Source organism: Pseudanabaenaceae cyanobacterium SKYG29 (assembly GCA_025055675.1).
GTDB lineage: Bacteria > Cyanobacteriota > Cyanobacteriia > Pseudanabaenales > Pseudanabaenaceae > M5B4.
Map to the genome: position 1 here is coordinate 1 of JANWWT010000007.1, position 24,299 is coordinate 24,299.

The following is a 24,299-nucleotide window of genomic DNA, read 5'->3' on the forward strand; positions in this document are numbered from 1 at the left end:
GTGCAGGCATTGGGTACAGAAGCTAATCCCCTTTTTCAAACTCTGGGACGATGGCTAGTAGATATAGATTGAAGTTAGATAACAAAGGTCTATAGAAAACAATTAATGCAAACGCATAAGAGCAAATCATCTGGATGGAAAAAGCAGAATTACGAGATTAAGTTTTCGTAAATTTTTGTCTGAGATATAGGCACGGGATGATACAGATGTGACTGCAGGGGTTGGGTAAGCGGGCAGTTACTGTGAACAACTTTCCTGACTTTTCCAGGCAAGGTTACCAGGTACTGTGTGAACTGGGACGTAATCCCTTGGGCGGACGCGTCACCTACCTGGCTCACAATCAAGCAGGTCAACCTGTGGTCATCAAACAATTCCAGTTTGCCAAGGGCAGAACCTGGGACGGATTCAAAGCCATCGAACGAGAAATGCAAACCCTCAAAGAATTAGACCATCCTGGCATTCCCCGCTACCTCGATACCTTGGAAACAGCAGACGGCTTTTGCCTGGTGCAGGAATACAAACAAGGACGCATGCTCTCTCAACTCATAGGTTGTGACTCACCCCGTCGTGGTGTTTCAACATGCAGTACGCCCTATTTTGAAAGGTTCAAAAGATATAATCTTGGCTATAGCTCTATTTACTATTGCTGGTCTGGGGTTATTTATCGGTATTTTTGGAGGGTTTAGAATACTATTTGTAGAAACTCTGCCGTTTTGGTTTAGAGTTTTAGTGCCTTTTCTAGCGCCGCTATCTTTTTTGTTCGGAATTGTAGTCTTACTGCACGCGAATGAATTAAGTTCTTCAAGTTTTTATGATGATCCTGCCTTTGTCAAAGTAAAAAGAATCAGAACTATAAAGTTTATCTATAGAGTTATCACAAGTATTTTCTTGGGTTTTAGTCTGGGCTTTGGTTCCAAATTTGGCTTTTCCCCTATCGTGACCCTCCTTTGCATCGGAGCAGGTGGACTATTCTGTAGCTCATACATCATTCCCTGGTGGTGGTATTTCAGACAAAGACAAGCAATTTTGTCTCAGGAACAAAATGAGCAACACTTAATCCAGCCTTGAATGTCTATTCCCCTGGCTATATATTTTTGACCCCAATTTATGCTAAGTTGACTAACCACGGACTAATTACTAACTTAATTTTATGATTCTCTCTGCAGAACAGCGGCGCAAGTTAGATGAAACAGACGACACCTTATTCTATTTGCAACCCCGCTTAGTTACTCATGTTGACCAACTGTTCATCCTGCAATTGACTAATCTCTACCGTAAGTATCTGCGCCCCGATATGGTCATTCTTGATCTGATGAGTAGTTGGGTTTCCCATCTGCCCAAAGAGATAAAATATGCCAGGGTGGAAGGGCATGGTCTCAATGCAGAGGAGTTAGCCCACAATCCCCAACTCGATCGTTATTTTGTGCAAAATCTCAATCAAAATCAGCGATTGCCCTACGAGGATGCCACCTTTGATGCGGTGTTGAATGCGGTATCAGTGCAGTATCTGCAGTATCCAGAGGCTGTGTTTAGGGAGATTGCCCGTATTCTTAAACCAGGGGGAATAGCGATCGTGAGTTTTTCTAATCGCATGTTTTTCACCAAAGCAATTCAAGCTTGGATCAATGCCTCGGAGAAGGAAAGAGTAGAGCTGGTAAAGGGTTATTTTACTGAAAGCGGTCTATTTACGGAGCCAGAGGTGATTGCCCGTCCCAGTTGGTTTAGTGACCCCTTTTATGCTGTAATAGCTAGGCGTAAGTGAGAGATTGTCCATGCCCCCTAGCCTACCCTATCCTCCCCATCCTGACGACCCTGGCTACCAACGATTAGAACGCCGTGTCAATTTTCTTTTACATTTGATGGTCTTCGCTGCAGTGAATAGCGGACTGTGGTTTTTCGTTTTGTTACAACGATCGGACTGGTTAGGGTGGAGGTGGTTAACTATTAGTTGGGCGACAGTTCTCCTTAGCCACGCCCTGTGGGTACTGAGCAAGAGGAAGTCCTAATGACTACGAGCGAGGAAATTGAACAACTGGCGGCAACGATCGGGGAGGTTGTCTATTTGGAGGTAGCAAAATGGCGGTTGTATGCTAACGATGCCCATCTCCACGTCAAGCTGGCAGAGGAAATTGCACCCCTAATTGAGGCGCACAAGCTGGAACGGGAACGGATTGCTGCCATCTTTGCCAGTACGCCGATTACGCTAGGCAGTGGGAAAACTGTCCCCCTCCTGGATTTTGTCCCCGAGCGGGTGATTACGCAACTGTGGGAAATTTTAATTGAGGACGATCGGTGAACTGGAAGGTAGTTGAGGGAGGGGTGACAGCACCCCAGGGCTTTTGGGCCAGTGGCATTCGGGCGGGATTAAAGCCATCGGGCTTGCCGGATTTAGCTTTGATAGTCTCGGAAGTGCCAGCCACGGGAGCGGGTGTGTTTACTACTTCCGTGGTGCGGGCGGCTTGTGTGGACTACGATCGACAGGTACTGTCTAGCCAAAACAAATTCAAAGCCATTCTCTGCAATGCGGGCCAGGCAAATGCTTGTACAGGCAAGCTGGGGGAAGAGATCATGCTGGCAAGTATCCGCTGTTTACAGGAGGCATTAGGCACGCAAGATGGCATTTTGGTGGCTTCAACGGGGGTAATTGGCAGACAAATCGATCGGGAGAAATTCCTAACGGGGATTCCCCAAGCAGTAGCAGCTCTGTCCAGGGAGGGGGGAATGGCAGCTGCCCAGGCGATCGTGACCACTGACTTAGTGACAAAAGTACAGGCGTTCGAAACGGAGATTGAGGGTGTAACGGTACGGATAGGAGGGATGGCAAAGGGGTCAGGGATGATCCACCCCCAAATGGCAACTATGTTAGGTTTCATTACCTGTGATGCCCCTGTGGAACCCTCTCTGTGGCAGGCAATGTTACGGCGGGCGGCAGACAAAAGTTTCAACCAAATTACCGTCGATGGGGATACCAGCACTAACGATATGGTGTTGGCGCTGTGTAACGATCGGTCTGGGTTACCCCTAGTCTCTGACCCCGACTCGGAGGCGGCAAAAACGATCGAGTCTATGCTCACGGATTTGTGCATTTATCTGGCTAAAAAAGTAGCGCGGGATGGAGAGGGGGCAACGTGCCTAATCGAAGTACAGGTAGAGGGGGCTGGCACTGATGAGGAGGCTAGGCAAATGGCTAGAACGATCGCTAGTTCCTCTCTCCTGAAGTCAGCCATTTTTGGCAGAGACCCCAACTGGGGCAGGATTGCAGCAGCAGCCGGTCGCAGTGGCGTACCTTTTGACCCCACCCAACTCCGTATTCAACTGGGGGACTATCTGCTCATGGAACGGGGACAACCCCTGGAATTCGATCGGGCTGGTGCTTCCCAATATCTCAGAGAGCAAGCGGAACGATCGGGCAAGGAGCAAAAAATTGACGCTCCTGTAGTGATTCAGGTACAGATTGGAGAAGGCAAGGGGCAGGGGATAGCTTGGGGATGTGACCTCACCTACGACTACGTGCGCATCAACGCAGAATACACAACCTAGCCCCATACAGAACTACCCCTCCTAGCGATCGTTTTTAGTGGTAAGACCTAGCCAGTGCAGGTGATGTTAAGATAGATAAACTATTGAGAATTAACCATGCGCACAATTTTAATGACAGGCAAAGGAGGGGTAGGCAAGACCTCCATGGCAGCGGCTACAGGTCTACGCTGTGCAGAACTTGGTTACAAAACTTTAGTATTGAGCACAGACCCTGCTCACTCCCTAGCGGATAGTTTCGATCGGGAATTATCCCATGATCCTATACAAATTCGCCCTAACCTCTGGGGAGCGGAACTAGATGCCCTGCGGGAGCTAGAAGGCAATTGGGGGGCAGTCAAGCGCTACATCAGCGACGTATTACAGGCGCGGGGTTTAGATGGAGTACAGGCAGAGGAATTGGCAATTCTCCCTGGTATGGATGAAATTTTTGGACTAGTACGGGTCAAACGCCACTATGACGAAGGGATATTTGATGTCTTGATTATTGACTCCGCCCCCACAGGTACAGCTTTACGCTTACTCTCCTTGCCCGAAGTAGCGGGATGGTACATGCGGCGCTTTTACAAACCCCTGCAGGCAGTATCGGCGGCACTGCGTCCCCTAGTGGAACCCCTATTTCGCCCGATCGCTGGTTTTTCCCTGCCCAACCAAGAGGTAATGGATGCTCCCTATGAGTTTTACCAGCAACTAGAAGCCTTAGAAAAAATCCTAGTAGACAATAGTAAGACCACTGTTCGTTTAGTGACCAACCCAGAAAAAATGGTCATCAAGGAGTCCCTACGCGCCCATGCCTATCTCAGTCTGTACAATGTTGCCACTGATTTAGTAATTGCCAATCGCATCATTCCCGACACAGTCCAAGACCCCTTCTTTCAGACCTGGAAGAAGATGCAAAAGGAATACTGTGAGCAGATCAAAGCTGACTTTCATCCTCTACCCATCAAGCAGGTACCCCTCTACGAAGAGGAAATGTGTGGACTAGCTGCCCTGGAAAGGTTGAAAGACACCCTCTACGGTGATGAAGACCCCACCCAGGTTTACTACAAAGAAAACACCATTCGTGTGGTAGAAGAGAACAGCGAGTATCGCTTAGAGCTATATTTACCTGGGGTACCCAAGGAGCAGATCGAACTGTCCAAGACAGGGGATGAACTTAACATCCGCATAGGCAATCATCGCCGCAACCTAGTTCTTCCCCAAGCTCTCTCCCTTCTCCAACCTAGTGGTGCCAAGATGGAAGAAGACTTCTTAAAAATTCGCTTTGCCCAACGCTAGGGTTCATTCCACCTCGTTGAGGACCTCAATTAAGGCATCTGCCTCTGCTACCGCCTGTCTCGCTTTTTGGTAAATATCTTCAAACTGCAGGTTGCTGGCATTCAATCCCTGCATCAGCATGAGAGCAAAAAATTCCCGCTTAGTCATCCCCTGGGCAAAGTTATCTCCCTCAGGATGATAGCTAAAGGGAAAGGCACTGTCAGTTGGCTTAGTATCCACCTTGGCACTTCCTCATCACACTGCTTTGATTATACCCCCCCTATTCAATGGAAATACTTTGAGGACGTTTTTCCGTTTCTGGGGTGGGGATAGGAGTGTTTACGCCCTGTTCCTGTAGCCAAGATTTGAGGGGGTCCTGCTGGGGGTCAAGACGCAAAAAGCCAGACAACAACCCCCCCAAAAAAGCAACGGGCTGCAGCGCAAAAGCCTCCCAGATAGGGCGCAGTTCGTCCATAAAACTTCATAACTCTCCATTTATGTATAGTATAAGTCTTGCGTCTGCTTTTCTAGCAATTTAGGTTAAACTGGAAGACAATTTGTTTATTTTGAGGTAGTACGTCATCTATGGTACAAGCTGTGGCAAACCCCTCTGACTTGAGCAAGAGCGAGGCTCTCATTCTCTACGAAGACATGGTCTTGGGGCGTACCTTCGAGGATAAATGCGCCGAGATGTATTACAGGGGAAAGATGTTTGGCTTCGTCCACCTCTATAACGGGCAGGAGGCGGTGTCCACAGGGGTAATTAAGGCATTGCGCTCGGATGACTATGTGTGCAGCACCTACCGCGATCACGTTCACGCCCTCAGTAAGGGCATTTCGCCACGGGCAGTGATGGCAGAACTGTTTGGCAAGGTGACTGGCTGTAGCAAAGGACGGGGTGGTTCCATGCACTTGTTCTCCGCTGAGCACAACTTTTTAGGGGGTTTTGCCTTTGTGGCTGAGGGCATCCCTGTGGCAGCAGGGGCAGCGTTCCAAACTAAATATCGGCGGGAAGTCCTGGGGGAAAATGCAGACCAAGTCACTGCTTGTTTCTTTGGCGATGGGGCAACTAACAACGGTCAGTTCTTTGAAACTCTCAACATGGCAGCACTATGGAAATTGCCCATCATCTTCATCGTGGAAAATAACAACTGGGCGATCGGGATGGCACACCCCAGGGCAGCAGCGGATACCAGAATTCACAAAAAAGCAGCGGTATTTGGCATGCCGGGACAGGAAATAGATGGCATGGACGTTTTAGCTGTTAGACAGGCGACCCAAGAGGCAATCGCCAGAGCACGATCGGGAGAAGGTCCCACCCTCCTAGAATGTATGACCTACCGTTTCCGTGGGCATTCCTTAGCTGATCCCGATGAATTGCGTTCCCCCCAGGAGAAGGAGTTTTGGTTCGCCCGCGATCCCATCAAACTACTGCAGGCAAAAATCCTGGAATGGGGTCTAGCTACCCAGGCTGAACTAGAGGCGATCGAGCGTAAGGTGCAGTTGGTAGTTGAGGATGCCGTACAATTTGCTGACGATTCCCCTGAACCCGATCCCAAAGACCTCTACCTTTACCAGTTTGCCGAAGACGAATAAATTAGGCTCCTATTTTTACAGGCACCCTGGAGGTAACCAGTTCATATTCCACTGGTTCAATCAGTGACACACCGGTCATTTCCGGGGGTTGGGGTAAGCCCAAAATTTGCAGGACAGTCGGTGCAATGTCTGCTAGTCTGCCCCCCGATCGTAATCTTACCTCGCCCCCAGAGCCTGGAATCTTGCGCCGCTCTCCTTCCACCAAAATAAAGGGCACAGGATTGGTTGTATGGGCAGTCCAGGGCTGGTGGTGTTCGTCCCACATCAGTTCCGCGTTGCCATGATCGGCAGTGATTAAAACTGTTCCCCCTACCCGCGCTACACTCTCCAATACCTCTCCTAGGCAATAGTCCACCTGCTCGATCGCCGCCACCGTCGCTTCATAGTTACCCGTATGTCCCACCATATCGGGGTTGGCGTAATTCACCACAATAAAGGAGTAAACCCCCTGCTCGATCGCATTTTTCAGAATCTTCGTTACTTCCCGGGCCGACATCGCCGGCTGCTGGTCATAGGTAGAAACTTGGGGGCTGTTAACTAGGTGGCGGTCTTCTAAGGGATTGGGTTCCTCTCTACCACCGTCAAAAAAGTAGGTGACGTGGGCATATTTCTCCGTCTCCGCAATGCGAAACTGCCGCAGTCCGTGCTCCGCAATCACCTGACCTAGCAAATTGGTCAAACTTTGGGGTGGGAATACTACTCCTACAGGCAGATTAGGGTCATACTGGGTAAAAGTCACCATTGCCAGCGGTGAGATTAGCTCCCGTGCAAACCCCTTGAACTCAGGGTCAACCAAAGCCTGGGTCAATTCCCGCGCCCGATCGGGTCTAAAGTTACAGAACACTACCCCATCCCCCGCTTCAATTACCCCCGGTGCTATACGGGTGGGGGGAATAAATTCATCCGTAATGTTTTGGTCATAGCAGGCTTGAAGCAACTCCTGCGCTGAGGTATACTCCCCTATCTCTGGCGTAGTCAGGACGTGGTAAGCCTTTTGTACCCTGTCCCACCGGCGGTCTCTATCCATAGCAAAGTAGCGACCACTGACTGTGACAATCCGACCTATGCCCCGCCGATCGATCGCCCGTTGTAAATACTCAATGTAGCCCCGCCCTGAGGTTGGGGGAGTATCTCTGCCGTCCAGGATAGCGTGGATACAGACCTCCGTAATTCCATGCAGTTGGGCAACATCCAGCAATGCAATCAAATGGTCAATATGAGAGTGTACCCCCCCATCGGAACAAAGTCCGAGGAGATGCAACTTGTGCCCCTTGATTCTTTCACATAAAGACTGCAAGGTAGCATTCTGTAGGATCGTGCCATCCTCGACCGCATCGGAAATCCGCACCAATTCCTGGGGGACAATCCTGCCTGCACCAATGTTGAGGTGACCCACCTCTGAGTTGCCCATCTGTCCTCTGGGTAACCCCACGTCCTTGCCCGATGCTTGCAACAGTGTGTGAGGGTAGGTCTGCCACAGTGAATCCATAACGGGGGTCTTGGCAGCTGCAATAGCATTACCGTCCTTTTCCTCTCGATAGCCCCAACCGTCCAAAATTACTAAAACTACAGGTGAGACTAATGCAGCACTCATAGATACACCCCAACTTCCTTCTACTGTGGACAAACTTGGTAGCAAAGACAACACTATCGCTATCTACTAGGTTGCCACTTCACCACCCATTATTCACAAAAATTTAATGTTTTGTTCGGGATCAAGTCAACCCCTCTGTCAGGGGAATGTCAATATCGATTTCTACCTATACCTAAAGATAGAGCAAGGGGGGTACACCTGTTTTGTGAAGAAAACATTAAAATGAGGGGAGGGCAACTACAGATCGGCACCTATGGCAAGTTTCAAAGACATCATTAGTTATTACAAATCCTACAGGGGGATAGCGTTATTTAGTATTGTGGCTTCCTGTCTGTTTGAGGTGATTGATTTAGTGGTGCCCTATGCCATTGGGCAAATTTTGAATGTGTTATCCCAGCAGCCCGTTGACCCCTTGGTTAACAATCTAGTTAGACAAGTAGAGGGTTGGTTTACTACAGATCAACGATCGTTAACTCTGGGGGTATTGCTATTTATTACTTTTTTGGCAACGGTGGTGCGGGCGCCGATTCAACCCTGGGTTAGTTCTTGGTTTCACTGGTTAATTGCTCTGAGTGCACGGCGGGAACAGACCGATCGGACAATTGCCAAAATTCTTTCTTTGCCTTTGGAATTTTATGAGGAGAATAATCCTGGTCGCATTGCAGGGCGGGTGGCGCGGGGCTTATCCAATCACACCTGGAGTTATCCCGATATTGCGGGGCAGTTAATTCCCAAGTTAGCCAGGGTGACGGCGATTTTTTTGATGATTTTAGCAGTTGCCCCAGGAATTGCCATTTTATTTTTAGGGCTATTTGTGTTTATTTTGCAATTTTCCGTGCGGGATTTATATAAGTTAATTAGCAAGGAGGAATTACTGGAAAAGCATCAGGAAAATACTGAAAGTCGTACTTCCGAAATTATTACTAACATTAAAACCGTAAAAGCCTTTGCCAATGAGGGGAGGGAGTGGAAACGGCAACACGATCGGTTAAAGCGGGAATTAAAATCTATCATCCATGGCATTCACCTAGGTTATGTAGTGCTGGGGACAAAGCAGCGGACGTTAGTACAGGCAGGGGTATTTATTGTCCTTGTTCTCACTTTGAGGGCGACCTTAGCAGGGCAAATTACCCTAGGGCAATTTATTACTACTTTGACTATTTCCAGTATGGCCTATTCTGAGTTAGAGCCAATTAGTACTTTTATGGAAATTTTTGCCCGCCGCTATGCTTCTATGATTCGTTTTCATGAGTTTATGCAATTACCTGTCGGTAAGGACAGTCCTAATATTTTTGCCCAGCCCGTGCCCTATAAGTTTGCAGGGAAAATTGAGTTTAGAAATGTAGGTTTTAGCTATGACGGTATCCGATTGGTTTTAGAGGATATTAACTTTACGATCGAGCCTTACCAAACTGTGGCTTTAGTGGGGAAGTCTGGCTCAGGGAAATCTACCATAGTGAAGTTATTATTGCGCTATTTCTCCCCCACTACAGGCAAAATTTTGTTGGATGGAGAACCGATCGAAAATTTTGAAATTTTAGGGTATCGGAAACGTCTGGCAATTGTGCATCAGGAGGTAGATGTTTTTAATGGTACACTTTTAGAAAATTTGGTCTATGGCAATCCCCAGGCTAGTTTGGAAGAGGTAAAGCGGGCTTGTGCTATTGCTAAGGTGGATGATTTTTTACCTCTATTGCCCCAAGGTTTATACACGATCGTGGGGGAACGGGGCTTGCGGTTATCAGGGGGACAAAGGCAGCGTTTGGGCATTGCTAGGGCACTGTTAGTTAATCCCGATGTGCTGATTTTTGATGAAGCTACCTCCAGTTTAGACTACGAATCAGAGCGGGCAATTCAGTTAGCCATGCGGCAAATTCAAGGTACAGTGACGACTATTATTATTGCTCACCGTCTCAGCACTGTGCGGGAAGCGGATCAAATTCTCGTCCTCGATCGGGGGCGGATTGTAGAACGGGGTACCCACTGGGAATTACTAAAGCAGCAGGGCTTATACTATCGCCTCAACCAAATTCAAGAAGTGATTACCCATTAAAAAAGTGCGTGAGATTTTGATTTACGTTGTTTTGCTGGTCACTTACCTAGGCATTGCGTTGGGTTATATCCCTGGTTTGCGCATGAATCGTCCCACGATCGCCCTGGTAGGTTCTGCCCTTTTGATTGGTTTGGGTGCTTTATCTGTAGAACAGGCTTGGCGCAGTATTGACGGCAAAACGATCGTTTTTTTGCTCAGTATGATGGTTGTCAATGCAGGGCTAGCTTATGGAGGATTCTTTCAAGTTGTATTAGTTAATTTGATTCGTTTAACTCATAATCCCCTTGGTTTGTTGGTAACCTTAGTGGGGGGTAGTGGTTTTTTATCCGCCTTTTTATTGAATGATACTTTGGCATTAGTTTGTACACCCCTTACTGTACAAATTTGTCAAGTTTTACAACTCAATCCTGTCCCCTATTTATTGGGACTGGCAGCAGCAACTAATATCGGTTCTGTGGCTACTTTGAGTGGCAATCCCCAAAATATTCTCATCGGTTCTTTTTCTGGCATTCCCTATAGGGATTTTGCCTTAGTGATGACCCCTATTGCGATCTTTGGTCTCATTCTCACTGTGGGGTTGCTATACCTCTACTATCCTGATTTGCGGTCACTAAAGCCATTTCCCCTACCCAATGTAGGTAGCGTAAAGACCTATCCCCCTTTGTTCTACAAAAGTATTGCTATCACGATCGGTCTCATGGTGGCTTTTTTGCTGGGCTTACCCCTAGCAGAATCTGCTCTACTGGCGGCAACAGGCTTTTTAATTACGAGAAGATTAAAACCCGATCGTTTTTTCCATCATATTGAGTGGGGACTATTGATTTTATTCTGCGGGCTATTTGTTCTCACAGAAGTGGTACGTTCTACAGATTTACTAACAGTGTTTTTTCCCCTTATACAACACCCGATCGGTTTTCTGACTACTGTAACAATTCTATCGAACTTGATTTCTAACGTGCCTACGGTGCTACTACTTTACCCATTAATCGGTGAGGGGGATACTAATAGTTGGTTACTGCTAGCAGCAGCTTCTACTCTGGGCGGAAATTTCACTTTATTTGGCGCGGTGGCTAACTTAATCACAGCAGAAGCAGCGGAGCGGGAAGGTCACAAACTCAATTTCTGGACTCACGCTTGTTATGGCATACCTTTAACGATCGGTACTTTGGCAATTGCTTATCTGTGGATTCTTTAGGTTTTACTCAAACACAGGTGACCATAAGTCAGAAATAGGTAACTGCCAGCCAGGGAGCAGGTTCGGTAGAGTCAGGACATCCCCATCTTGCAGTTGGATTGGCTCTGTTCCCAATTGCCGTACCTCGACCCACCTCTGTTCTGGGTTAACTAGGATGCCTACCTGAGTGCCTTGCTCCAGAAAACTGTCAATTTTTTGCCGCAAAGCAAGCAGCCTATCCGTGGGGGACTTCACCTCCACAATCAAATCGGGAACAATAGCAGCAAATCCCTGGGGACTACGGGGTAGACGATCGGCTCTGACAAACGACACATCGGGAGCGCGGGTATCAGCATTGGGGAGAATAAAACCTGCCCCTGCCCCCGTCACTCTACCTAACTTGCGGGGTCTAACCCAGTTGCGTAGTTGAGCCGTAAATTCGGCGGCCACTTCATCCGACTCATAACCCGATGGCGGCATAACAATGATCTCTCCCCCCACTAGCTCCAGCCGATACTCATCGCCTAATTTAGACTGGATTTTCTCCAAGTCCTTGATAGTTAAGGACATACTCCTAACTCCAACTCTCATCTTTTCTTTGCAAAAATCTGTGGGCAGTTTGGGCTTCCCTCAGTAAACTCATGGGAAAATAGGCGACCACAGGTCAGCAATCGCTAACTGCCAGCCAGGGAGAAGTTCAGGCAGAGTTAATACATCCCCATCTTGCAGTTGGATAGGTTCAACCCCTAATCGCCGTACCTCGACCCACCTCTGTTCTGGGTTAACTAGGATGCCCACCTGAGTGCCTTGCTCCAGAAAACTGTCAATTTTTTGCCGCAAAGCAAGCAGCCTATCCGTGGGGGACTTCACCTCCACAATCAAATCGGGAACAATAGCAGCAAATCCCTGGGGACTACGGGGTAAACGATCGGCTCTGACAAACGACACATCGGGAGCGCGGGTATCAGCATTGGGGAGGATAAAACCTGCCCCTGCCCCCGTCACTCTACCTAACTTGCGGGGTCTAACCCAGTTGGCTAACTGTCTGGAAAATTCAGCAGCCACTTCATCTGACTCATAGCCCGATGGAGGCATAACAATAATCTCACCCCCCACCAGCTCCAACCGATACTCGTCTTCTAACTTTGCCTGTACCTTCTCTAGGTCTTTAACCGTCAACCCCATACCTCAAGTCTCACTACGCTGCTTATATTTTTCCATCATCTCGATAAAACGAGCGAATAGGTAATCAGCATCATGGGGACCAGGACTAGCTTCTGGGTGGTATTGCACAGAAAAAATAGGTAACTCAGTATGGGCAAGACCCGCCACTGTCCGATCGTTTAAGTTCCAGTGGGTAACCAGCACATTAGAGTTGAAACTTTCAGCACTGAGGGCAAAGCCATGGTTCTGACTGGTAATTTCCACGTTGGATTCTAAACCACAGGGATGATTCAAGCCGCGATGGCCAAACTTGAGCTTGTAGGTATCTCCCCCCATAGCCAAACCGAGAATTTGATGCCCCAGACAAATACCAAACATGGGCTTCCCCGCCTGCAGGAGAGACTTGGCGGTCACAATCCCCGTAGTAACGGCAGCGGGGTCACCAGGGCCATTGGAGAGAAAGATACCGTCAGGATCATAGGAGAGGATAACCTCAGGGGGCGTATCAGCAGGCACAACAATCACGCGACAGCCGTAGCTCACCAACCGACGGAGAATATTACGCTTAATGCCAAAATCGATGGCTACCACCGTAAACCGCGGCGACTGGGGGGGGGCACCGTATTGCCAATGGGGAGGGGTAGGCTCCTTCCACTCATAGATAGATTTAGTAGAGACCTCCTGCGCCAGGTTCAAACCTACCATTGACGGGGCAGACTGTACCTTTGCCAACAACACTTCCTCTTCCAGTATTTCTGTAGAAATTCCCCCATTCATCGCTCCCGCCGATCGGATATGTCTAGTCAAAGCACGGGTATCCACCCCCCCAATCGCCACAATCTGGTTAGCTCTGAGATAGTCAGGTAAAGACTGTTCCGACCGCCAACTGCTGGGCTGATAGGTGACATTGCGCGCAATCACCCCTTTGACTTGGGGACGATCGGACTCCTGGTCTTCGTGATTGACCCCTGTGTTGCCCAATTCGGGATAAGTGAAAGTGACAATTTGTCCCCTATAGCTAGGGTCAGTAATTACCTCCTGATACCCCGTCATGCCCGTGTTGAATACCACCTCCCCGATCGCCGTTCCTGGGGCACCGAAGCTAAATCCCCTGTAGGTAGTCCCATCTGCCAACACCAATAGAGCTTTGCCTTTCGTCACTCGCTTCTCCTTAAACTGCCTGGGGAAAGATTGTAGCGCCTGCTCCCCCCTGCAACTGTAAATGTTTAACAGTTCTACTCTGCCGCCAAGCGGGTGAAGAGACTCGAACTCTCGACTTTCTCCTTGGCAAGGAGACGCTCTACCACTGAGCTACACCCGCACTTTTGTTTGTGAGTTTATATCATCCCACGCCCCCCCTGCCTTGTCAACACCGATCGCAAATTCCTTCTACAATTACCTCGTATCTTTCCCCCCGCAAGCCTGGTCGCAACATGGACAAATCCAAATCAGGAAAGGCAGCAAAAGGAATGTCCTCAATCTTGCCGCAGATGCGACAGCGGAAATGGTGGTGGGGCTGCATGTTGGCATCGTAGCGCGATACCCCTTCTTCTAACAGTACCTCCCGTACCAAGCCTACTTCCCGTAGAGTTTGTAATGTCGCGTAGATCGTCGCCTGGGAAGATACGGGCACCTCCTGATTCAAACTCACCATAATCTGCTCTACCGTCGGATGGTCGTTGCGACTGAGTAAGTGGGCATAGACGGCATAGCGCTGGGGCGTAACCCGCAAACCCTTCTCCTTCAGTTTCTCGATAATTTCCTCCCGCTTCATGATTAGATGTGTTTGTGCCCATAATCCCCTATTTTAGTATAGTCTCTGAGTATTTGTTAGGATTGCTTTTTTCCGAAATAAGAATTATTATGAGATAGACAGTTTGCCTGTCAGAGAAACCTAAGTTAGAGGAGAGGTAAGCATGGTTATTGAGCGTGTACCTGATGTAGTGTTTAAGACTCGTGTACGGGATGAGTCTGTGCCTGGTCCAAATCCCTTCCGTTGGCAAGACCGCACGACCCAAGAAATCTTTGGGGGCAAGAAAGTAGTGTTGTTTGCTCTGCCTGGGGCATTTACTCCCACCTGTTCTTCTACTCACCTGCCCCGTTACGAGGAGCTATACGATGAATTCAAAGCCCTAGGTATCGACGAAATTATCTGCCTGTCCGTCAACGATGCTTTTGTCATGTACAACTGGGGCAAGCAACAGGGTGCAAAGAAGGTGATGCTGCTCCCCGATGGTAATGGCGAATTCACTCGCAAGATGGGGATGCTGGTAGACAAGTCTAATGTAGGCTTTGGCATGCGGTCTTGGCGTTATGCCATGATTGTCAACGACTGTAAGATCGAGAAGATGTTTATCGAGCCTGGCTACAGCGATAACTGCCCCGATGACCCCTTTGAGGTCTCTGATGCTGACACTGTCTTGGCTTACTTGAAGGGTCAACAACAACCTGCTGCCAAACCCGAACGCAAGCCCTTCGAGGGCTAATTGTCTAATGGACTTCCCCCCCTTGGGGGAGTGTTTATATTGTGCTGGATAGAATTTAATTTCGGTAGCTTTCGGCAACAAATTAACTTGTACAATAGTTGCAGCTTATTTCATCAACAGTAAAATCTTTACTAAATCTTTGTTTCTCGTTTAGCCCAGTCATGAGTTAGACGAGTAAATTACTTAAATCCTGTCTCATCAATGCTATGTCCCCTCAGCCTCCGAGAGTAGCTAATCCTGGCTGCAGGGGCTTCTTCTCAATTGATGTTTAGATGTCAGCTAACTCCGTCTAGCCACCGCTTAAATGGTGAAATATAGCACTTGGTACCACCCTAAACCCTCTAAATTAATGTTAATGTTTTGTCTAGCTCCAGTTCTGTGTTGAGGCTAATTTGAGAATGACTGTCAAGGTGCCAAATATTCAAATTGACATGAAGGGAAAAATGGGCAAAAATTTTGCGGGGAACTGGTATGGGGGTAAAGGGACTTGAACCCTTACGGGATTGCTCCCAACGGATTTTAAGTCCGTAGCGTCTACCATTCCGCCATACCCCCTGGAGATTAAATATCTTACAGTAAAATATTACTTGTGTTAAAGCTTTTTCCTTTCTTTCTTGTCTTGGTCATTCTACCCGTAGGAGCTTGTCCTAGGGATTTTGGGCAGCTTGCGAGCAGATTAGCTAAAGATTTACACCACTATATCAATCGGTCTTACACCAAATTTGCTATTCCAGTCTATGCCCAGACGGTAAGTCTACCTGAGCTAGAGCCATTGCCAGTGCAAGAGGCAGACCCCTCCATTCAACAGCTGTTCCTTAAAATTACGCATCGCCGCTCGGGAGAATTACAGCTAGAGTCCCAATCCTACTGGCTATTTCTGGTGTCCACTCCCCAAGGCTGGCGCTTAGCCATGGCATTTACGAGAGTAGGAGAAGCTCCCCCGATCGATGTCAGCGAAGGAGCTGTGGCAGATGCTGTAAAGGCTTGGTTGCGGGACAACTGCCGTTAACTTTCCCGAAACTGGTTTGTCGGTTCCAGGTCGAAGAGCATTTGCAGCGCTTGCATGCAGCGACGGCGGGTTTCGATGTCCTGTTGCGCCCGTAGTTGTACCATGGGGTCATGCAGGATTTTGTTGATTATCCCTCGCGTCAGGTTCTCGATGACCTCTTGATGGCGTTCGGCAAATTCCCCCCCCAGACGGGATAGAGCCTTTTCCATTTCCTGTTCGCGGATATTTTCCATCTTCTGGCGCAGCTGGCTAATCGTAGGCACTGTCTCCAGGGAACGCCACCAGCTGTCGAACTCAGCTAAACATTCCTCTAAAATCACTTCCGCCTTTGCCATCATCTGGCGACGGTTTTCCTGGTTGCTGGAAACCACTGCCTGGAGGTCATCCACATTGAAACACTTGATATGCGGTAGCTCCCCCACGGCTGCCTCGACGTTGCGGGGAACAGAGATGTCCACCAGCATCAAGCCAGGGTGTTGTAGGGGGGCTAGGTCGCTTTTGTGGATGAGAATTTCAGGGGAAGCTGTGCTGGTAAATACTAGGTCGGAGTTGCTAATCACAGCCAGCATCCGATCGAGGGGTTCTATGCCAAACTGTACTCCCTCTGCCTTGCCCACTTGACAAAGCATTTCCTTGACTTTCTGAGGGGAGCGATTGACGATCGTGATCTGTGTTGCCCCCTTTGCTACCAGGTGGGTGACTAAAAGACGAGCCATTTTGCCCGCCCCTAAAACCATCACCCGCTTTTGAGCCAGATTCCCCAGATACAACTGGGCTAGTTCTACGGCAGCAGAACTAATAGAGACTGCTCCCGTGCCAATTTCCGTTTCGGTGCGCACCCGCTTTCCTGCTGTCAGTGCTTGCTTAAACAGTTGATTGAGGATACGTCCTGCGCCATTGTACTGCTGAGCTAGTTTATGGGTGTGCTTGACTTGCGCCAGGATTTGCCCCTCCCCTAGTACCAAACTATCTAAACCCGCTGCTACCCGCATCAGGTGCATAACTGCATCTTGCCGCAGCAAAATGAACAAATAGCGCCGCAGAAATTGCAGGGGGACTTGGCTGAATTCCGCTAAAAACTGCATGGTTTCGCGAATCCCCCCCTCCGTCTCCTTCGTAACCACGTATAACTCCATGCGGTTACAAGTGCTAAGAACGGCTGCTTCCTCGATACTGGGGTAACTGCACAGAGTTTGTAACGCTACCTGGACACGGTCTTCCTGAATGCTCAATTTCTCCCGCACTTCGACGGTAGCAGTCTTGTGACTAAGACCAATAACAGCTATGTTCATAAAAGTTTACTAAAAGATTTTTTATAGATGACAAGCAATGAAGTTAGTCAAGAGTGAGTACCTTGGGACGATCGGTAGTGATGTGGATAGTGTCAACAAAGCGGGCTGTACGGCTGGTGCTAGAAATCACTAAGGACTGGGTACGGCAACCACCCTCAAAGAAACGTACCCCCTTCATCAGGGTGCCAGGGGTAATGCCACAGGCAGCAAAGAGGATAGTCTGACCAGAGGCTAGTTCGTCTGCGTTGTAAACCCGATCGGGGTCGTCAATCCCCATAGATTTCAGCCGCTCAATGTTGCCTTCCCTAGTCCATTTCTCGCTCTCGGGAGTCTTCACAACAGCGGGGTCATAGACTAACTGTCCTTGGAAGTGTCCCCCCAAAGCCCGCATAGCAGCAGCGGAAATCACCCCTTCTGGGGCAGCACCAATACCCATAAGAGCGTGGGTGTTAGTGCCCGCGAAAGCACAGGAGATAGCACCAGATACATCGCCGTCGCTGATCAAGCGCACCCTCGCTCCCGTTTGGCGAATCTCCTCGATCAGTTCCTTGTGGCGGGGGCGGTCCATGACAACGATCACTATGTCTTCTACAGGCAGGTTCAGGCACTCAGACAAAATTTTGATGTTTTCAGTGGGAGTTTTGCGGATGTCCACTTGCCCGGCCGCAGCGGGGGGAGCAGCCAATTTGTTCATGTAGAAGTCAGGTGCGGCAAATAGACCACCTTTCTCGGAGATTGCCAGCACTGCCATTGCCCCATTCTGGGCTTTTGCCACTAGGTTAGTACCTTCACAGGGGTCAACCGCAATATCGATTTCCACTAGTTTTTCCAGGGAACCACTGCTAGCAGCGTTAGGCTGAGTGTGAATACCCACTTCCTCGCCAATGTAGAGCATAGGGGCTTCATCCCGTTCCCCTTCCCCAATTACAATCCTGCCCCGCATGTGAATTTTGTTGAGGCGTTCCCGCATTGCTTCCACGGCAGCTTGGTCAGCCCCATTTTTGTCCCCCTTACCTATAAAGCGGGCAGCAGCGATGGCGGCTTGCTCTACAACTTCGATGATTTCTAGTCCCAGGGTGTTTTCCATACAACTTTAGCGGTAAATCCACTTCTAAGTTTACAAGTGGGACGGCATCCTGGCAGCAGAGAAGTTAAGAAATTGGGCAACTCTTCACAAAACGCTACAATTTAACGATCGAGGGGAGTGATTTGAATGTGATTGAACAGGGTAGTGACGAAGGCAAACAGTAGAAATGGTAGGGAAACCACAATAATTAAACCCACTGCAGCAAAAGCATAGAGGGGTTGACTCATTAGGGAGAGACCCGCCGCCAGACTAGCGAAGACAATCCCTAGCCAGATTACTATCTGACCCAGAATATCTCCCAGGGTGAGGTTGCAAGAAAACCGATATTTCCCGTTCATAGCCTATATTCCGTTTATTATCTGCTAGCTAAACTAGCATAATCTCTCTGGCTTAACAGTAAAGAAAAGTTGCAACTCCTAGGTAGTTAGAAGGGCAACTGCTCGGGCATATTGCTCATCCTGGGGGGTAGCCAGTTCTTCGCGCCTGAGGGGATGGCTGGGTTTGACAACGATATCTGGTTCTAAACCAACCTTGTTAATGTTTTTATGGCTAGGAGTTTCATAGTGAGCAATTGTGACAGCTAAGCCTGCTCCGTCTTCTAGTTCAAACAAAGACTGGATAGAACCCTTGCCGTAGGTCTGCTCTCCCACTAGCTTTGCCCGTTGGTTGTCGTGTAGAGCGCCTGCTAGTACTTCACTAGCACTGGCGGAACCCTTGTCTACTAAAACTACCAGGGGATCGTGGGTCATTGCCTGATTGTTTTCGCCTACGGTGAACACTTCCTCTATGCCCTGGCGGTCAGTGGTATATACTACCACCCCTTCATCTAGCCACAGCCTTGCCACACTGATTGCCACCTCCAGGAGCCCCCCAGGATTGCCCCGCAGGTCTAGGACATAACCCTCTGCCCCTTGCGCTTCTAAATTTTCAATTGCTCTTGCCATGTCCTTGGGGGCATTAGCGTTGAATTGTGTTAGTCGCAGGTAGCCAATCTGCTTACCATTGACTCTGTCCAGTTTGCTAACTACGGGGTTGACGGAAATAAGGGAGCGCGTGATAGTCACCGAGAAGGGGGCTTCCCCATCCCGCTCTACTAAAATGGTGACATCGGTACCCACTGGTCCCCGCATCCGATCGGCACATTCGTCAAGGGTCAGGTCTTTAGTAGGTACGCCATCGATGGCAAGGATCCGATCGAGGGGGCGAATACCAGCCCTGTCAGCTGGAGAGCCTTCTACGGGGGAGATCACGATCAGGGCTTGCCGATCGGGGTCAGTAGCAATGTGTAGCCCCACACCTGACAGGGAGCCATTAGTACTAGTCTGCATACTGCGGAACTCCTCTGGGGGTAAGAGGCGGGTAAAGGGGTCTCCTAGGAGAGCTAGCATGTCCCTGATCGCGGCGTAGGTCTGCTCCCGTGACTCTAGTTTGCGGTTAGCGAACTCTTTGCGGACCTTGCCCCAGTCGTGGTGGTTAAAAGTAGGGTCGACGTAGGCATGCTGCACCATCTGCCAGACATGGTTAAACAATTGCCGCTCCTGGAAGTAATCAGTGATGTCTGCCAGAGCAGGGTTAGTGACACTCCACCACAGCAACAAACTGAGGACAAAGGATGTAAGTTGTTGGATCATTCGCTATGATTTTTGCCACAATGCTATTTTACCCACGGTAACAATGTTGGTTTATGCTTACCCTCCCCTGGTAGAGGGAATTTTGCTACAGCGCTACCAGCGTTTTTTTGCTGATGTCCGTCTCATGACAGGGGAAATTATCACCGCCCATTGCCCTAACACTGGACCCATGACAGGGGTGTGCCCGATCGGTAATCGCGTCTTTCTCTCCCGCAGTGATAATCCCAAACGCAAGCTGGTTTACACCTGGGAAATAGTCGAGGTAGAGGGGGAATTAGTAGGCATAAATACTTCTTTACCCAATCGCGTCATAGGCAATATGATTGCCAGCCATCTCATCCCTGAATTGGAGCCATATACAGAGTGCAGGAGTGAAGTAGAATACGGGCAGGAAAGGAGCAGAGTCGATTTTTTCCTATCAGGCGATCGTATTAATCGTTATGTGGAAGTTAAAAATACCACTTGGAGTAAAGAGGGAGTTGCTCTGTTCCCCGATACAGTTACAATTAGGGGGCAAAAGCATTTACGGGAACTCTCAAATACAATTACTCCCCAGCAGCGGGCTACCATAATATTCTTTATCAATCGGGGAGACTGTGACAAGTTTGCCCCAGGGGACGAAGCTGATCCTGTCTATGGGGAATTGTTACGCTGGGGAGTGACCAAAGGTTTGGAAATTCTTGCCTGTCGCTTTCGTGTCCGACCCGAAGGAATTTACTATTTAGGGTTAGGGGAAGTTAGTCTATGAGTGAGGAATATAACTACGGTTTTAGTGATGACGGTTACAGTTACCTGCCCCCCCAAAATATTGAAGCAGAAGAAGCGATTCTGGGTGGGATTTTAATGGACCCTGATGCCATAACTAGAGTCAGTGATATACTGCGCCCTGAATTCTTTTATGTAGTTGCTCACCAAGAAATTTACCGCGCCTGTTTGACTCTTTACTCCCAGTCTTGCCCAACGGATTTAATGAGTGTAGCTACTTGGCTGAGTGACCGCAATTTGTTAGAAAAAGTGGGGGGGCAAAGTAAACTAGTACGCCTGTGTGACGCCACGCTAAGTGCTGTCAACATTGACTATTACGCCCAGTTGGTGGCGGAAAAATATATCAGGCGCAAATTGGGGGAAGTGGGTCGCGAAATTATTAATCTCAGCCAAAATAATGCTCTACCCTTGAGTCAAGTCCTAGACAGTGCGGAACAAAGGTTATTTGCTGTTACCCAATCCCGCAATCTCCAGGGACTAACACCAGTAGCTGACATCATCACTCAAACCTATTTTGAAATTGAAACGCGCTACAACAATCTGGGAGAAAGTGGGGCTGTCCTACCAGGCTTGACTACAGGTTTCTACGACCTCGATGCTATGACGCAGGGGTTACAACGATCGGATTTAATCATCGTGGCAGGTCGTCCTTCTATGGGTAAAACAGCTTTCGGTATGGAGCTGGCGAAAAAAATTGCGGAAAATCATCGTTTACCAGTGGCAATTTATAGCTTGGAAATGTCCAAGGAACAGTTAGTATACCGGCTACTAGCTAGTCAGACTAAACGCCCTGGTAAAGAGGGGATTGATAGCCACAGACTTAGGTCAGCTCAGATGCGCGATGAAGAATGGGCAACGATCGCTATGGCAGTTGGTACTCTTTCCGAATTACCCATTTATATTGATGATACCCCTAATCCTTCCATCAATGAACTGCGGTCAAAATCCCGACGGTTGCAGATGGAAAAGGGGGGGAAATTGGGCATGATTTTAATTGATTACCTGCAACTAATGGAAGGTTCAGGGTCAGATAACCGGGTGCAAGAATTATCTCGTATTACCCGTGCGCTCAAGGGTTTAGCTAGGGAATTAGAGGTACCAGTGGTAGCTTTGTCCCAGTTAAGTCGGGGGGTAGAAACCCGTACTAATAAACGACCAATGCTATCAGATTTACGGGAGTCAGGTAGCATAGAACAGGATGCCGATATTGTGATTATGCTCTACCGCGATGAATACTATAATCCCGATACCCCCGATCGAGGTATTGCCGAAATTATTATTGCCAAACATCGGAACGGCCCCACTGGTGTAGTTAAGCTACTGTTTGATCCCCGCTTTACCAAGTTTGAAAATACTACCTTTACTCACCCATGAAACGCCGCTACTTCCTTGCGGGATTGACAACGCTGGGGATCACTGGCTGCAGGCAGTTGTCTGATGCCTATCGGCTAAACATAACCCTACTGGCCGGGGCGATTCCTAATCAGTTTTTGCGGCAATTTCAACGGCAGCAGGGGGTGCGTTTGTTGCCCAAGCTAGGTAACAACTACGCAGAAATAGCAAAGCTTATGACTGAAGGTCAGACAGAAACAAATGTGTCCAGTTTGGGGGATAGTTGGTTACCGCTCCTGCGTGACTCTCTGCAAGAAATTGATCCCCAATCTCTATCTAATTGGCATTTAATTCCTAGCCAGTGGCGCTCAGTTGGTGTCATTGATAATAAACTCTATGGTATTCCCTATCGCTGGGGTACTACAGTAATTATCTACAACACTAGGCAACTGCAAAAGTTCAATATTCCCCCTCTCCAAAGTTGGCAAGACCTCTGGCATCCGGGGCTGAAAAGAAGGATTAGTTTGCCAGATAGCGATCGGGAAGTCATTGGTCTGTGCCTGAAACGACGGGGATTTTCTTACAATCAAACGGAATTAGTCAACAGGACAGAATTGCAGGCAGACCTCGCTAGTTTAGACCAGCAAACTTTGACCTATACATCCAACTACTATGTACAATCCCTAGTGCAAGAGGACACCTGGGCAGCGGTGGGTTGGTCAAATGATGTGCAAGAAATTGTTAAACGCTATCCCCACCTTAAGGTAGTTAATCCCCAAGAAGGTACAGCCCTTTGGTTTGACTGTTGGGCAGTAGCAAAACCCAATCCCCTTAACCCTGCCTGGATTGACTACTGTCTGCAACCGCAACAAAGCCACTTGATTACTGTTCTAACGGATGGCATTGGTGTTACTGATACAGACCACTTTTTACCAACCGCCTATCTCAATAAATGTGAACCTATATTGCCCCTACCTCCCTCTGTTGCTACAGCCTACCAAAAAATCTGGCGGGAACTACGTAATAAACCCCGAAATCGTCTGGTCTAAAGCGTCTGCTACTATTAGCGCTACATTACTGCAATCCACATCAGTGACATGGAGTATTTTTTCTAGTTTTTTCAAAGCCGCTTGACAGTCACCCTGCCAACGTTTGAAAGGTAGAGGTGCCACCGATCGGTGGGGATTATGCAATACCACGGTCACAGCTTCGTGGATAGTGTTAACAATCTGTTTGCCATGCTCTTCCTTAGCTTTTTGGCGCAACTCTTTCAGCCCCTTAGCAGTAGTAGCATACATCGGAGGTACACGGTTGAGAGTGTAGGCGACAACTTCATACAAATTCACCTTTTCCCTTATGTGGGGACTGGAACGCTGCAAATATTGCTCCGCTAAAGAATAAACCAGACGCTCCAAAACATTCACAAAGTCTGCCCCCTCTGCCTCCAAATAGGTAGCAAATTCTTTATCCACTGTTTTGGGCTGGGTGCCAAAATAGGCAAAGGATTCCCGCCCCTTCCAGTCTGCTGCCTGCACTTTCCGCCGCTTCAGATAGTCCTGGACAGCAATAGCGCTGCGCTTACTCTCTGATAGTTTTTTGTACTCTAAAGCACCCCTGATTTTAATGGTTTTGAGTGCTTCTTCCACTGCCTGGGGCACTTCGTTCCAAGTCAGGTTTTCTCTCTGCAGTATTTTACGCAACTTTGCCAAAGCGCGGGCTTCTCCTGCCATTTCCTCCGGCGGCAGGGGGTCAGCTGGCCGCATGGTATCCCGCCGTACTGCCACAATTGCCCGCTTGACCTGCTGCTCGATCGTTTTTTTTAGCTCCTTCTCCGCCCGCTGCCGCTGTTGATGCCAGCCATCGCGACTAGTAGCATATAGGGTAGGTAAGCGGTTAAGAGCATAGGCAGCTACCTCGTGGGGGGAGATAGTTGCCCTCACACTTTCTGACAGTATCTCCAACTGCTCCTTGACTTCCCGCACTACTAAGTCTTCAATGACATTTTTACAGTCATCCATGGACTTCCTTGAGTAACTGCTGTAGTTCACCCCGTTGATACATTTCTTGGATAATATCGCAGCCGCCAATGAATTCACCGTTGATATAAACCTGAGGTATGGTGGGCCAATTGGAAAATTCCTTGATTCCCTGGCGCAGTTCGGGGTCTTCCAGAACGTTAACAGCTGCAAAGGGATAGCCCAAGGACTTCAACACTTGCACTGTAGCCGCGGAAAAGCCACACTGGGGCATATCAGGTGTGCCCTTCATATAGACCATAATCTTGTTGTTTTTGATCTGGGCTTCAATTTTGGTACGCAGCAT

27 protein-coding genes and 2 tRNA genes are annotated in these 24,299 nt (G+C 48.7%); 14 read left to right on the forward strand and 15 right to left on the reverse strand.

From position 1 onward, the window contains the following. Window positions 1–242: 242 nt before the first annotated feature. The 6 genes from NZM01_11265 (at window position 243) to NZM01_11290 (ending at window position 4,815) form a co-directional block, all read left to right on the forward strand. A complete protein-coding gene (locus NZM01_11265) occupies window positions 243–686 on the forward strand; it encodes a hypothetical protein (protein ID MCS6960613.1) in 444 nt (147 codons plus the stop codon). A gap of 464 nt (window positions 687–1,150) precedes the next feature. After that, on the forward strand, window positions 1,151–1,762 hold the full coding sequence (locus NZM01_11270; protein MCS6960614.1) for a class I SAM-dependent methyltransferase: 612 nt from the start codon (window positions 1,151–1,153) through the stop codon (window positions 1,760–1,762). A 10-nt stretch (window positions 1,763–1,772) separates the two neighbouring features. Beyond that, on the forward strand, window positions 1,773–2,006 hold the full coding sequence (locus tag NZM01_11275; protein ID MCS6960615.1) for a 2TM domain-containing protein: 234 nt from the start codon (window positions 1,773–1,775) through the stop codon (window positions 2,004–2,006). Further along, window positions 2,006–2,296 carry a DUF3181 family protein gene (locus tag NZM01_11280; GenBank protein ID MCS6960616.1) on the forward strand — a complete coding sequence of 97 codons (291 nt, stop codon included), beginning with the start codon at window positions 2,006–2,008 and terminating at the stop codon, window positions 2,294–2,296. The genes NZM01_11275 and NZM01_11280 overlap by 1 nt, the downstream gene beginning before the upstream one ends. Next, on the forward strand, window positions 2,293–3,540 hold the full coding sequence (gene argJ / locus NZM01_11285) for a bifunctional glutamate N-acetyltransferase/amino-acid acetyltransferase ArgJ (protein MCS6960617.1): 1,248 nt from the start codon (window positions 2,293–2,295) through the stop codon (window positions 3,538–3,540). Before NZM01_11280 ends, argJ begins: the two co-directional genes overlap by 4 nt. Window positions 3,541–3,636: 96 nt before the next feature. After that, on the forward strand, window positions 3,637–4,815 hold the full coding sequence (locus NZM01_11290; GenBank protein MCS6960618.1) for a TRC40/GET3/ArsA family transport-energizing ATPase: 1,179 nt from the start codon (window positions 3,637–3,639) through the stop codon (window positions 4,813–4,815). A 3-nt stretch (window positions 4,816–4,818) separates the two neighbouring features. On the opposite strand, the gene NZM01_11295 is transcribed toward NZM01_11290, so the two are convergent. Together NZM01_11295 and NZM01_11300 are read right to left on the reverse strand one after the other, a co-directional pair. After that, window positions 4,819–5,034 (reverse strand): hypothetical protein, encoded by a 216-nt coding sequence (locus NZM01_11295; GenBank protein ID MCS6960619.1) that lies wholly within the window; start codon window positions 5,032–5,034, stop codon window positions 4,819–4,821. A gap of 40 nt (window positions 5,035–5,074) precedes the next feature. After that, entirely contained in the window at window positions 5,075–5,269 is a 195-nt protein-coding gene (locus tag NZM01_11300) for a hypothetical protein (protein MCS6960620.1), read from the reverse strand. 110 nt (window positions 5,270–5,379) lie between these two features. Here NZM01_11300 and pdhA point away from each other — a divergent pair, with 110 nt between their 5' ends. Continuing rightward, window positions 5,380–6,390 (forward strand): pyruvate dehydrogenase (acetyl-transferring) E1 component subunit alpha, encoded by a 1,011-nt coding sequence (pdhA, locus tag NZM01_11305; protein MCS6960621.1) that lies wholly within the window; start codon window positions 5,380–5,382, stop codon window positions 6,388–6,390. 1 nt (window position 6,391) lies between these two features. On the opposite strand, the gene gpmI is transcribed toward pdhA, so the two are convergent. Beyond that, window positions 6,392–7,984: a 2,3-bisphosphoglycerate-independent phosphoglycerate mutase gene (gpmI, locus tag NZM01_11310; GenBank protein ID MCS6960622.1), complete on the reverse strand. Its 1,593-nt coding sequence runs from the start codon at window positions 7,982–7,984 to the stop codon at window positions 6,392–6,394. 253 nt (window positions 7,985–8,237) lie between these two features. On the opposite strand from gpmI, the gene NZM01_11315 reads away from it, so the two are divergent. Beyond that, the gene (locus tag NZM01_11315; protein ID MCS6960623.1) at window positions 8,238–10,037 is read left to right on the forward strand and encodes an ABC transporter ATP-binding protein/permease; all 1,800 of its coding nucleotides are present in this window, start codon (window positions 8,238–8,240) and stop codon (window positions 10,035–10,037) included. 4 nt (window positions 10,038–10,041) lie between these two features. Continuing rightward, entirely contained in the window at window positions 10,042–11,232 is a 1,191-nt protein-coding gene (locus NZM01_11320; GenBank protein MCS6960624.1) for an anion transporter, read from the forward strand. A gap of 3 nt (window positions 11,233–11,235) precedes the next feature. Here the strand turns inward: NZM01_11320 and NZM01_11325 are convergent, their stop codons facing one another. The 5 genes from NZM01_11325 to NZM01_11345 form a co-directional block, all read right to left on the reverse strand. Further along, complete coding sequence (locus NZM01_11325) at window positions 11,236–11,781, reverse strand: Uma2 family endonuclease (GenBank protein MCS6960625.1); 546 nt, start codon at window positions 11,779–11,781, stop codon at window positions 11,236–11,238. A gap of 69 nt (window positions 11,782–11,850) precedes the next feature. After that, window positions 11,851–12,396, reverse strand: a complete 546-nt coding sequence (locus NZM01_11330) for a Uma2 family endonuclease (protein ID MCS6960626.1) — start codon at window positions 12,394–12,396, stop codon at window positions 11,851–11,853. Between the two features lie 3 nt (window positions 12,397–12,399). Next, window positions 12,400–13,536 (reverse strand): glutamine-hydrolyzing carbamoyl-phosphate synthase small subunit, encoded by a 1,137-nt coding sequence (gene carA / locus NZM01_11335; protein MCS6960627.1) that lies wholly within the window; start codon window positions 13,534–13,536, stop codon window positions 12,400–12,402. A gap of 88 nt (window positions 13,537–13,624) precedes the next feature. After that, window positions 13,625–13,696, reverse strand: a tRNA-Gly gene (locus NZM01_11340). Between the two features lie 45 nt (window positions 13,697–13,741). Next, a complete protein-coding gene (locus tag NZM01_11345; protein ID MCS6960628.1) occupies window positions 13,742–14,149 on the reverse strand; it encodes a transcriptional repressor in 408 nt (135 codons plus the stop codon). A 142-nt stretch (window positions 14,150–14,291) separates the two neighbouring features. Here NZM01_11345 and NZM01_11350 point away from each other — a divergent pair, with 142 nt between their 5' ends. Next, complete coding sequence (locus tag NZM01_11350) at window positions 14,292–14,861, forward strand: peroxiredoxin (GenBank protein MCS6960629.1); 570 nt, start codon at window positions 14,292–14,294, stop codon at window positions 14,859–14,861. Window positions 14,862–15,333: 472 nt separating this feature from the next. Here the strand turns inward: NZM01_11350 and NZM01_11355 are convergent. Continuing rightward, a tRNA-Leu gene (locus NZM01_11355) sits at window positions 15,334–15,416 on the reverse strand. 34 nt (window positions 15,417–15,450) lie between these two features. On the opposite strand from NZM01_11355, the gene NZM01_11360 reads away from it, so the two are divergent. Beyond that, the gene (locus NZM01_11360; GenBank protein ID MCS6960630.1) at window positions 15,451–15,870 is read left to right on the forward strand and encodes a hypothetical protein; all 420 of its coding nucleotides are present in this window, start codon (window positions 15,451–15,453) and stop codon (window positions 15,868–15,870) included. Here the strand turns inward: NZM01_11360 and NZM01_11365 are convergent. From NZM01_11365 to NZM01_11380, 4 genes are all read right to left on the reverse strand, one after another. Continuing rightward, entirely contained in the window at window positions 15,867–17,162 is a 1,296-nt protein-coding gene (locus tag NZM01_11365; protein MCS6960631.1) for a glutamyl-tRNA reductase, read from the reverse strand. The two genes, NZM01_11360 and NZM01_11365, sit on opposite strands and share 4 nt — an antisense overlap. Window positions 17,163–17,205: 43 nt before the next feature. Further along, a complete protein-coding gene (gene glpX / locus NZM01_11370) occupies window positions 17,206–18,249 on the reverse strand; it encodes a class II fructose-bisphosphatase (protein ID MCS6960632.1) in 1,044 nt (347 codons plus the stop codon). Window positions 18,250–18,350: 101 nt separating this feature from the next. Beyond that, window positions 18,351–18,587, reverse strand: coding sequence for a hypothetical protein (locus tag NZM01_11375; protein ID MCS6960633.1), 237 nt, complete (start codon window positions 18,585–18,587; stop codon window positions 18,351–18,353). 78 nt (window positions 18,588–18,665) lie between these two features. Next, window positions 18,666–19,880: a S41 family peptidase gene (locus tag NZM01_11380; protein MCS6960634.1), complete on the reverse strand. Its 1,215-nt coding sequence runs from the start codon at window positions 19,878–19,880 to the stop codon at window positions 18,666–18,668. Window positions 19,881–19,923: 43 nt separating this feature from the next. Between NZM01_11380 and sfsA the strand changes: the two genes are divergently transcribed. Genes sfsA through NZM01_11395 form a run of 3 tightly spaced genes read left to right on the forward strand, consistent with a single transcriptional unit; the run spans window position 19,924 to window position 23,026 of the window. Continuing rightward, window positions 19,924–20,628, forward strand: a complete 705-nt coding sequence (gene sfsA / locus NZM01_11385; protein ID MCS6960635.1) for a DNA/RNA nuclease SfsA — start codon at window positions 19,924–19,926, stop codon at window positions 20,626–20,628. Next, on the forward strand, window positions 20,625–22,019 hold the full coding sequence (gene dnaB / locus NZM01_11390) for a replicative DNA helicase (protein MCS6960636.1): 1,395 nt from the start codon (window positions 20,625–20,627) through the stop codon (window positions 22,017–22,019). Before sfsA ends, dnaB begins: the two co-directional genes overlap by 4 nt. Next, a complete protein-coding gene (locus NZM01_11395; GenBank protein ID MCS6960637.1) occupies window positions 22,016–23,026 on the forward strand; it encodes an extracellular solute-binding protein in 1,011 nt (336 codons plus the stop codon). The genes dnaB and NZM01_11395 overlap by 4 nt, the downstream gene beginning before the upstream one ends. Here NZM01_11395 and NZM01_11400 read toward each other — a convergent pair. Both NZM01_11400 and grxD read right to left on the reverse strand, forming a co-directional pair. After that, complete coding sequence (locus NZM01_11400; protein ID MCS6960638.1) at window positions 22,994–23,995, reverse strand: late competence development ComFB family protein; 1,002 nt, start codon at window positions 23,993–23,995, stop codon at window positions 22,994–22,996. The two genes, NZM01_11395 and NZM01_11400, sit on opposite strands and share 33 nt — an antisense overlap. Then, a complete protein-coding gene (gene grxD / locus NZM01_11405; protein MCS6960639.1) occupies window positions 23,988–24,299 on the reverse strand; it encodes a Grx4 family monothiol glutaredoxin in 312 nt (103 codons plus the stop codon). Before grxD ends, NZM01_11400 begins: the two co-directional genes overlap by 8 nt.

Bases quoted from the DNA above. Each gene is read 5' to 3' on its own strand.
- NZM01_11270 (MCS6960614.1), top strand. From the start codon at position 1,151: ATGATTCTCTCTGCAGAACAGCGGCGCAAGTTAGATGAAACAGACGAC.
- NZM01_11275 (MCS6960615.1), top strand. From the start codon at position 1,773: ATGCCCCCTAGCCTACCCTATCCTCCCCATCCTGACGACCCTGGCTAC.
- NZM01_11280 (MCS6960616.1), top strand. From the start codon at position 2,006: ATGACTACGAGCGAGGAAATTGAACAACTGGCGGCAACGATCGGGGAG.
- NZM01_11290 (MCS6960618.1), top strand. From the start codon at position 3,637: ATGCGCACAATTTTAATGACAGGCAAAGGAGGGGTAGGCAAGACCTCC.
- NZM01_11300 (MCS6960620.1), bottom strand. From the start codon at position 5,269: ATGGACGAACTGCGCCCTATCTGGGAGGCTTTTGCGCTGCAGCCCGTT.
- pdhA (MCS6960621.1), top strand. From the start codon at position 5,380: ATGGTACAAGCTGTGGCAAACCCCTCTGACTTGAGCAAGAGCGAGGCT.
- gpmI (MCS6960622.1), bottom strand. From the start codon at position 7,984: ATGAGTGCTGCATTAGTCTCACCTGTAGTTTTAGTAATTTTGGACGGT.
- NZM01_11315 (MCS6960623.1), top strand. From the start codon at position 8,238: ATGGCAAGTTTCAAAGACATCATTAGTTATTACAAATCCTACAGGGGG.
- NZM01_11325 (MCS6960625.1), bottom strand. From the start codon at position 11,781: ATGTCCTTAACTATCAAGGACTTGGAGAAAATCCAGTCTAAATTAGGC.
- NZM01_11330 (MCS6960626.1), bottom strand. From the start codon at position 12,396: ATGGGGTTGACGGTTAAAGACCTAGAGAAGGTACAGGCAAAGTTAGAA.
- NZM01_11345 (MCS6960628.1), bottom strand. From the start codon at position 14,149: ATGAAGCGGGAGGAAATTATCGAGAAACTGAAGGAGAAGGGTTTGCGG.
- NZM01_11350 (MCS6960629.1), top strand. From the start codon at position 14,292: ATGGTTATTGAGCGTGTACCTGATGTAGTGTTTAAGACTCGTGTACGG.
- NZM01_11365 (MCS6960631.1), bottom strand. From the start codon at position 17,162: ATGAACATAGCTGTTATTGGTCTTAGTCACAAGACTGCTACCGTCGAA.
- glpX (MCS6960632.1), bottom strand. From the start codon at position 18,249: ATGGAAAACACCCTGGGACTAGAAATCATCGAAGTTGTAGAGCAAGCC.
- NZM01_11375 (MCS6960633.1), bottom strand. From the start codon at position 18,587: ATGAACGGGAAATATCGGTTTTCTTGCAACCTCACCCTGGGAGATATT.
- NZM01_11380 (MCS6960634.1), bottom strand. From the start codon at position 19,880: ATGATCCAACAACTTACATCCTTTGTCCTCAGTTTGTTGCTGTGGTGG.
- sfsA (MCS6960635.1), top strand. From the start codon at position 19,924: ATGTTGGTTTATGCTTACCCTCCCCTGGTAGAGGGAATTTTGCTACAG.
- dnaB (MCS6960636.1), top strand. From the start codon at position 20,625: ATGAGTGAGGAATATAACTACGGTTTTAGTGATGACGGTTACAGTTAC.
- NZM01_11395 (MCS6960637.1), top strand. From the start codon at position 22,016: ATGAAACGCCGCTACTTCCTTGCGGGATTGACAACGCTGGGGATCACT.
- NZM01_11400 (MCS6960638.1), bottom strand. From the start codon at position 23,995: ATGGATGACTGTAAAAATGTCATTGAAGACTTAGTAGTGCGGGAAGTC.
- grxD (MCS6960639.1), bottom strand. From the start codon at position 24,299: ATGCTGCGTACCAAAATTGAAGCCCAGATCAAAAACAACAAGATTATG.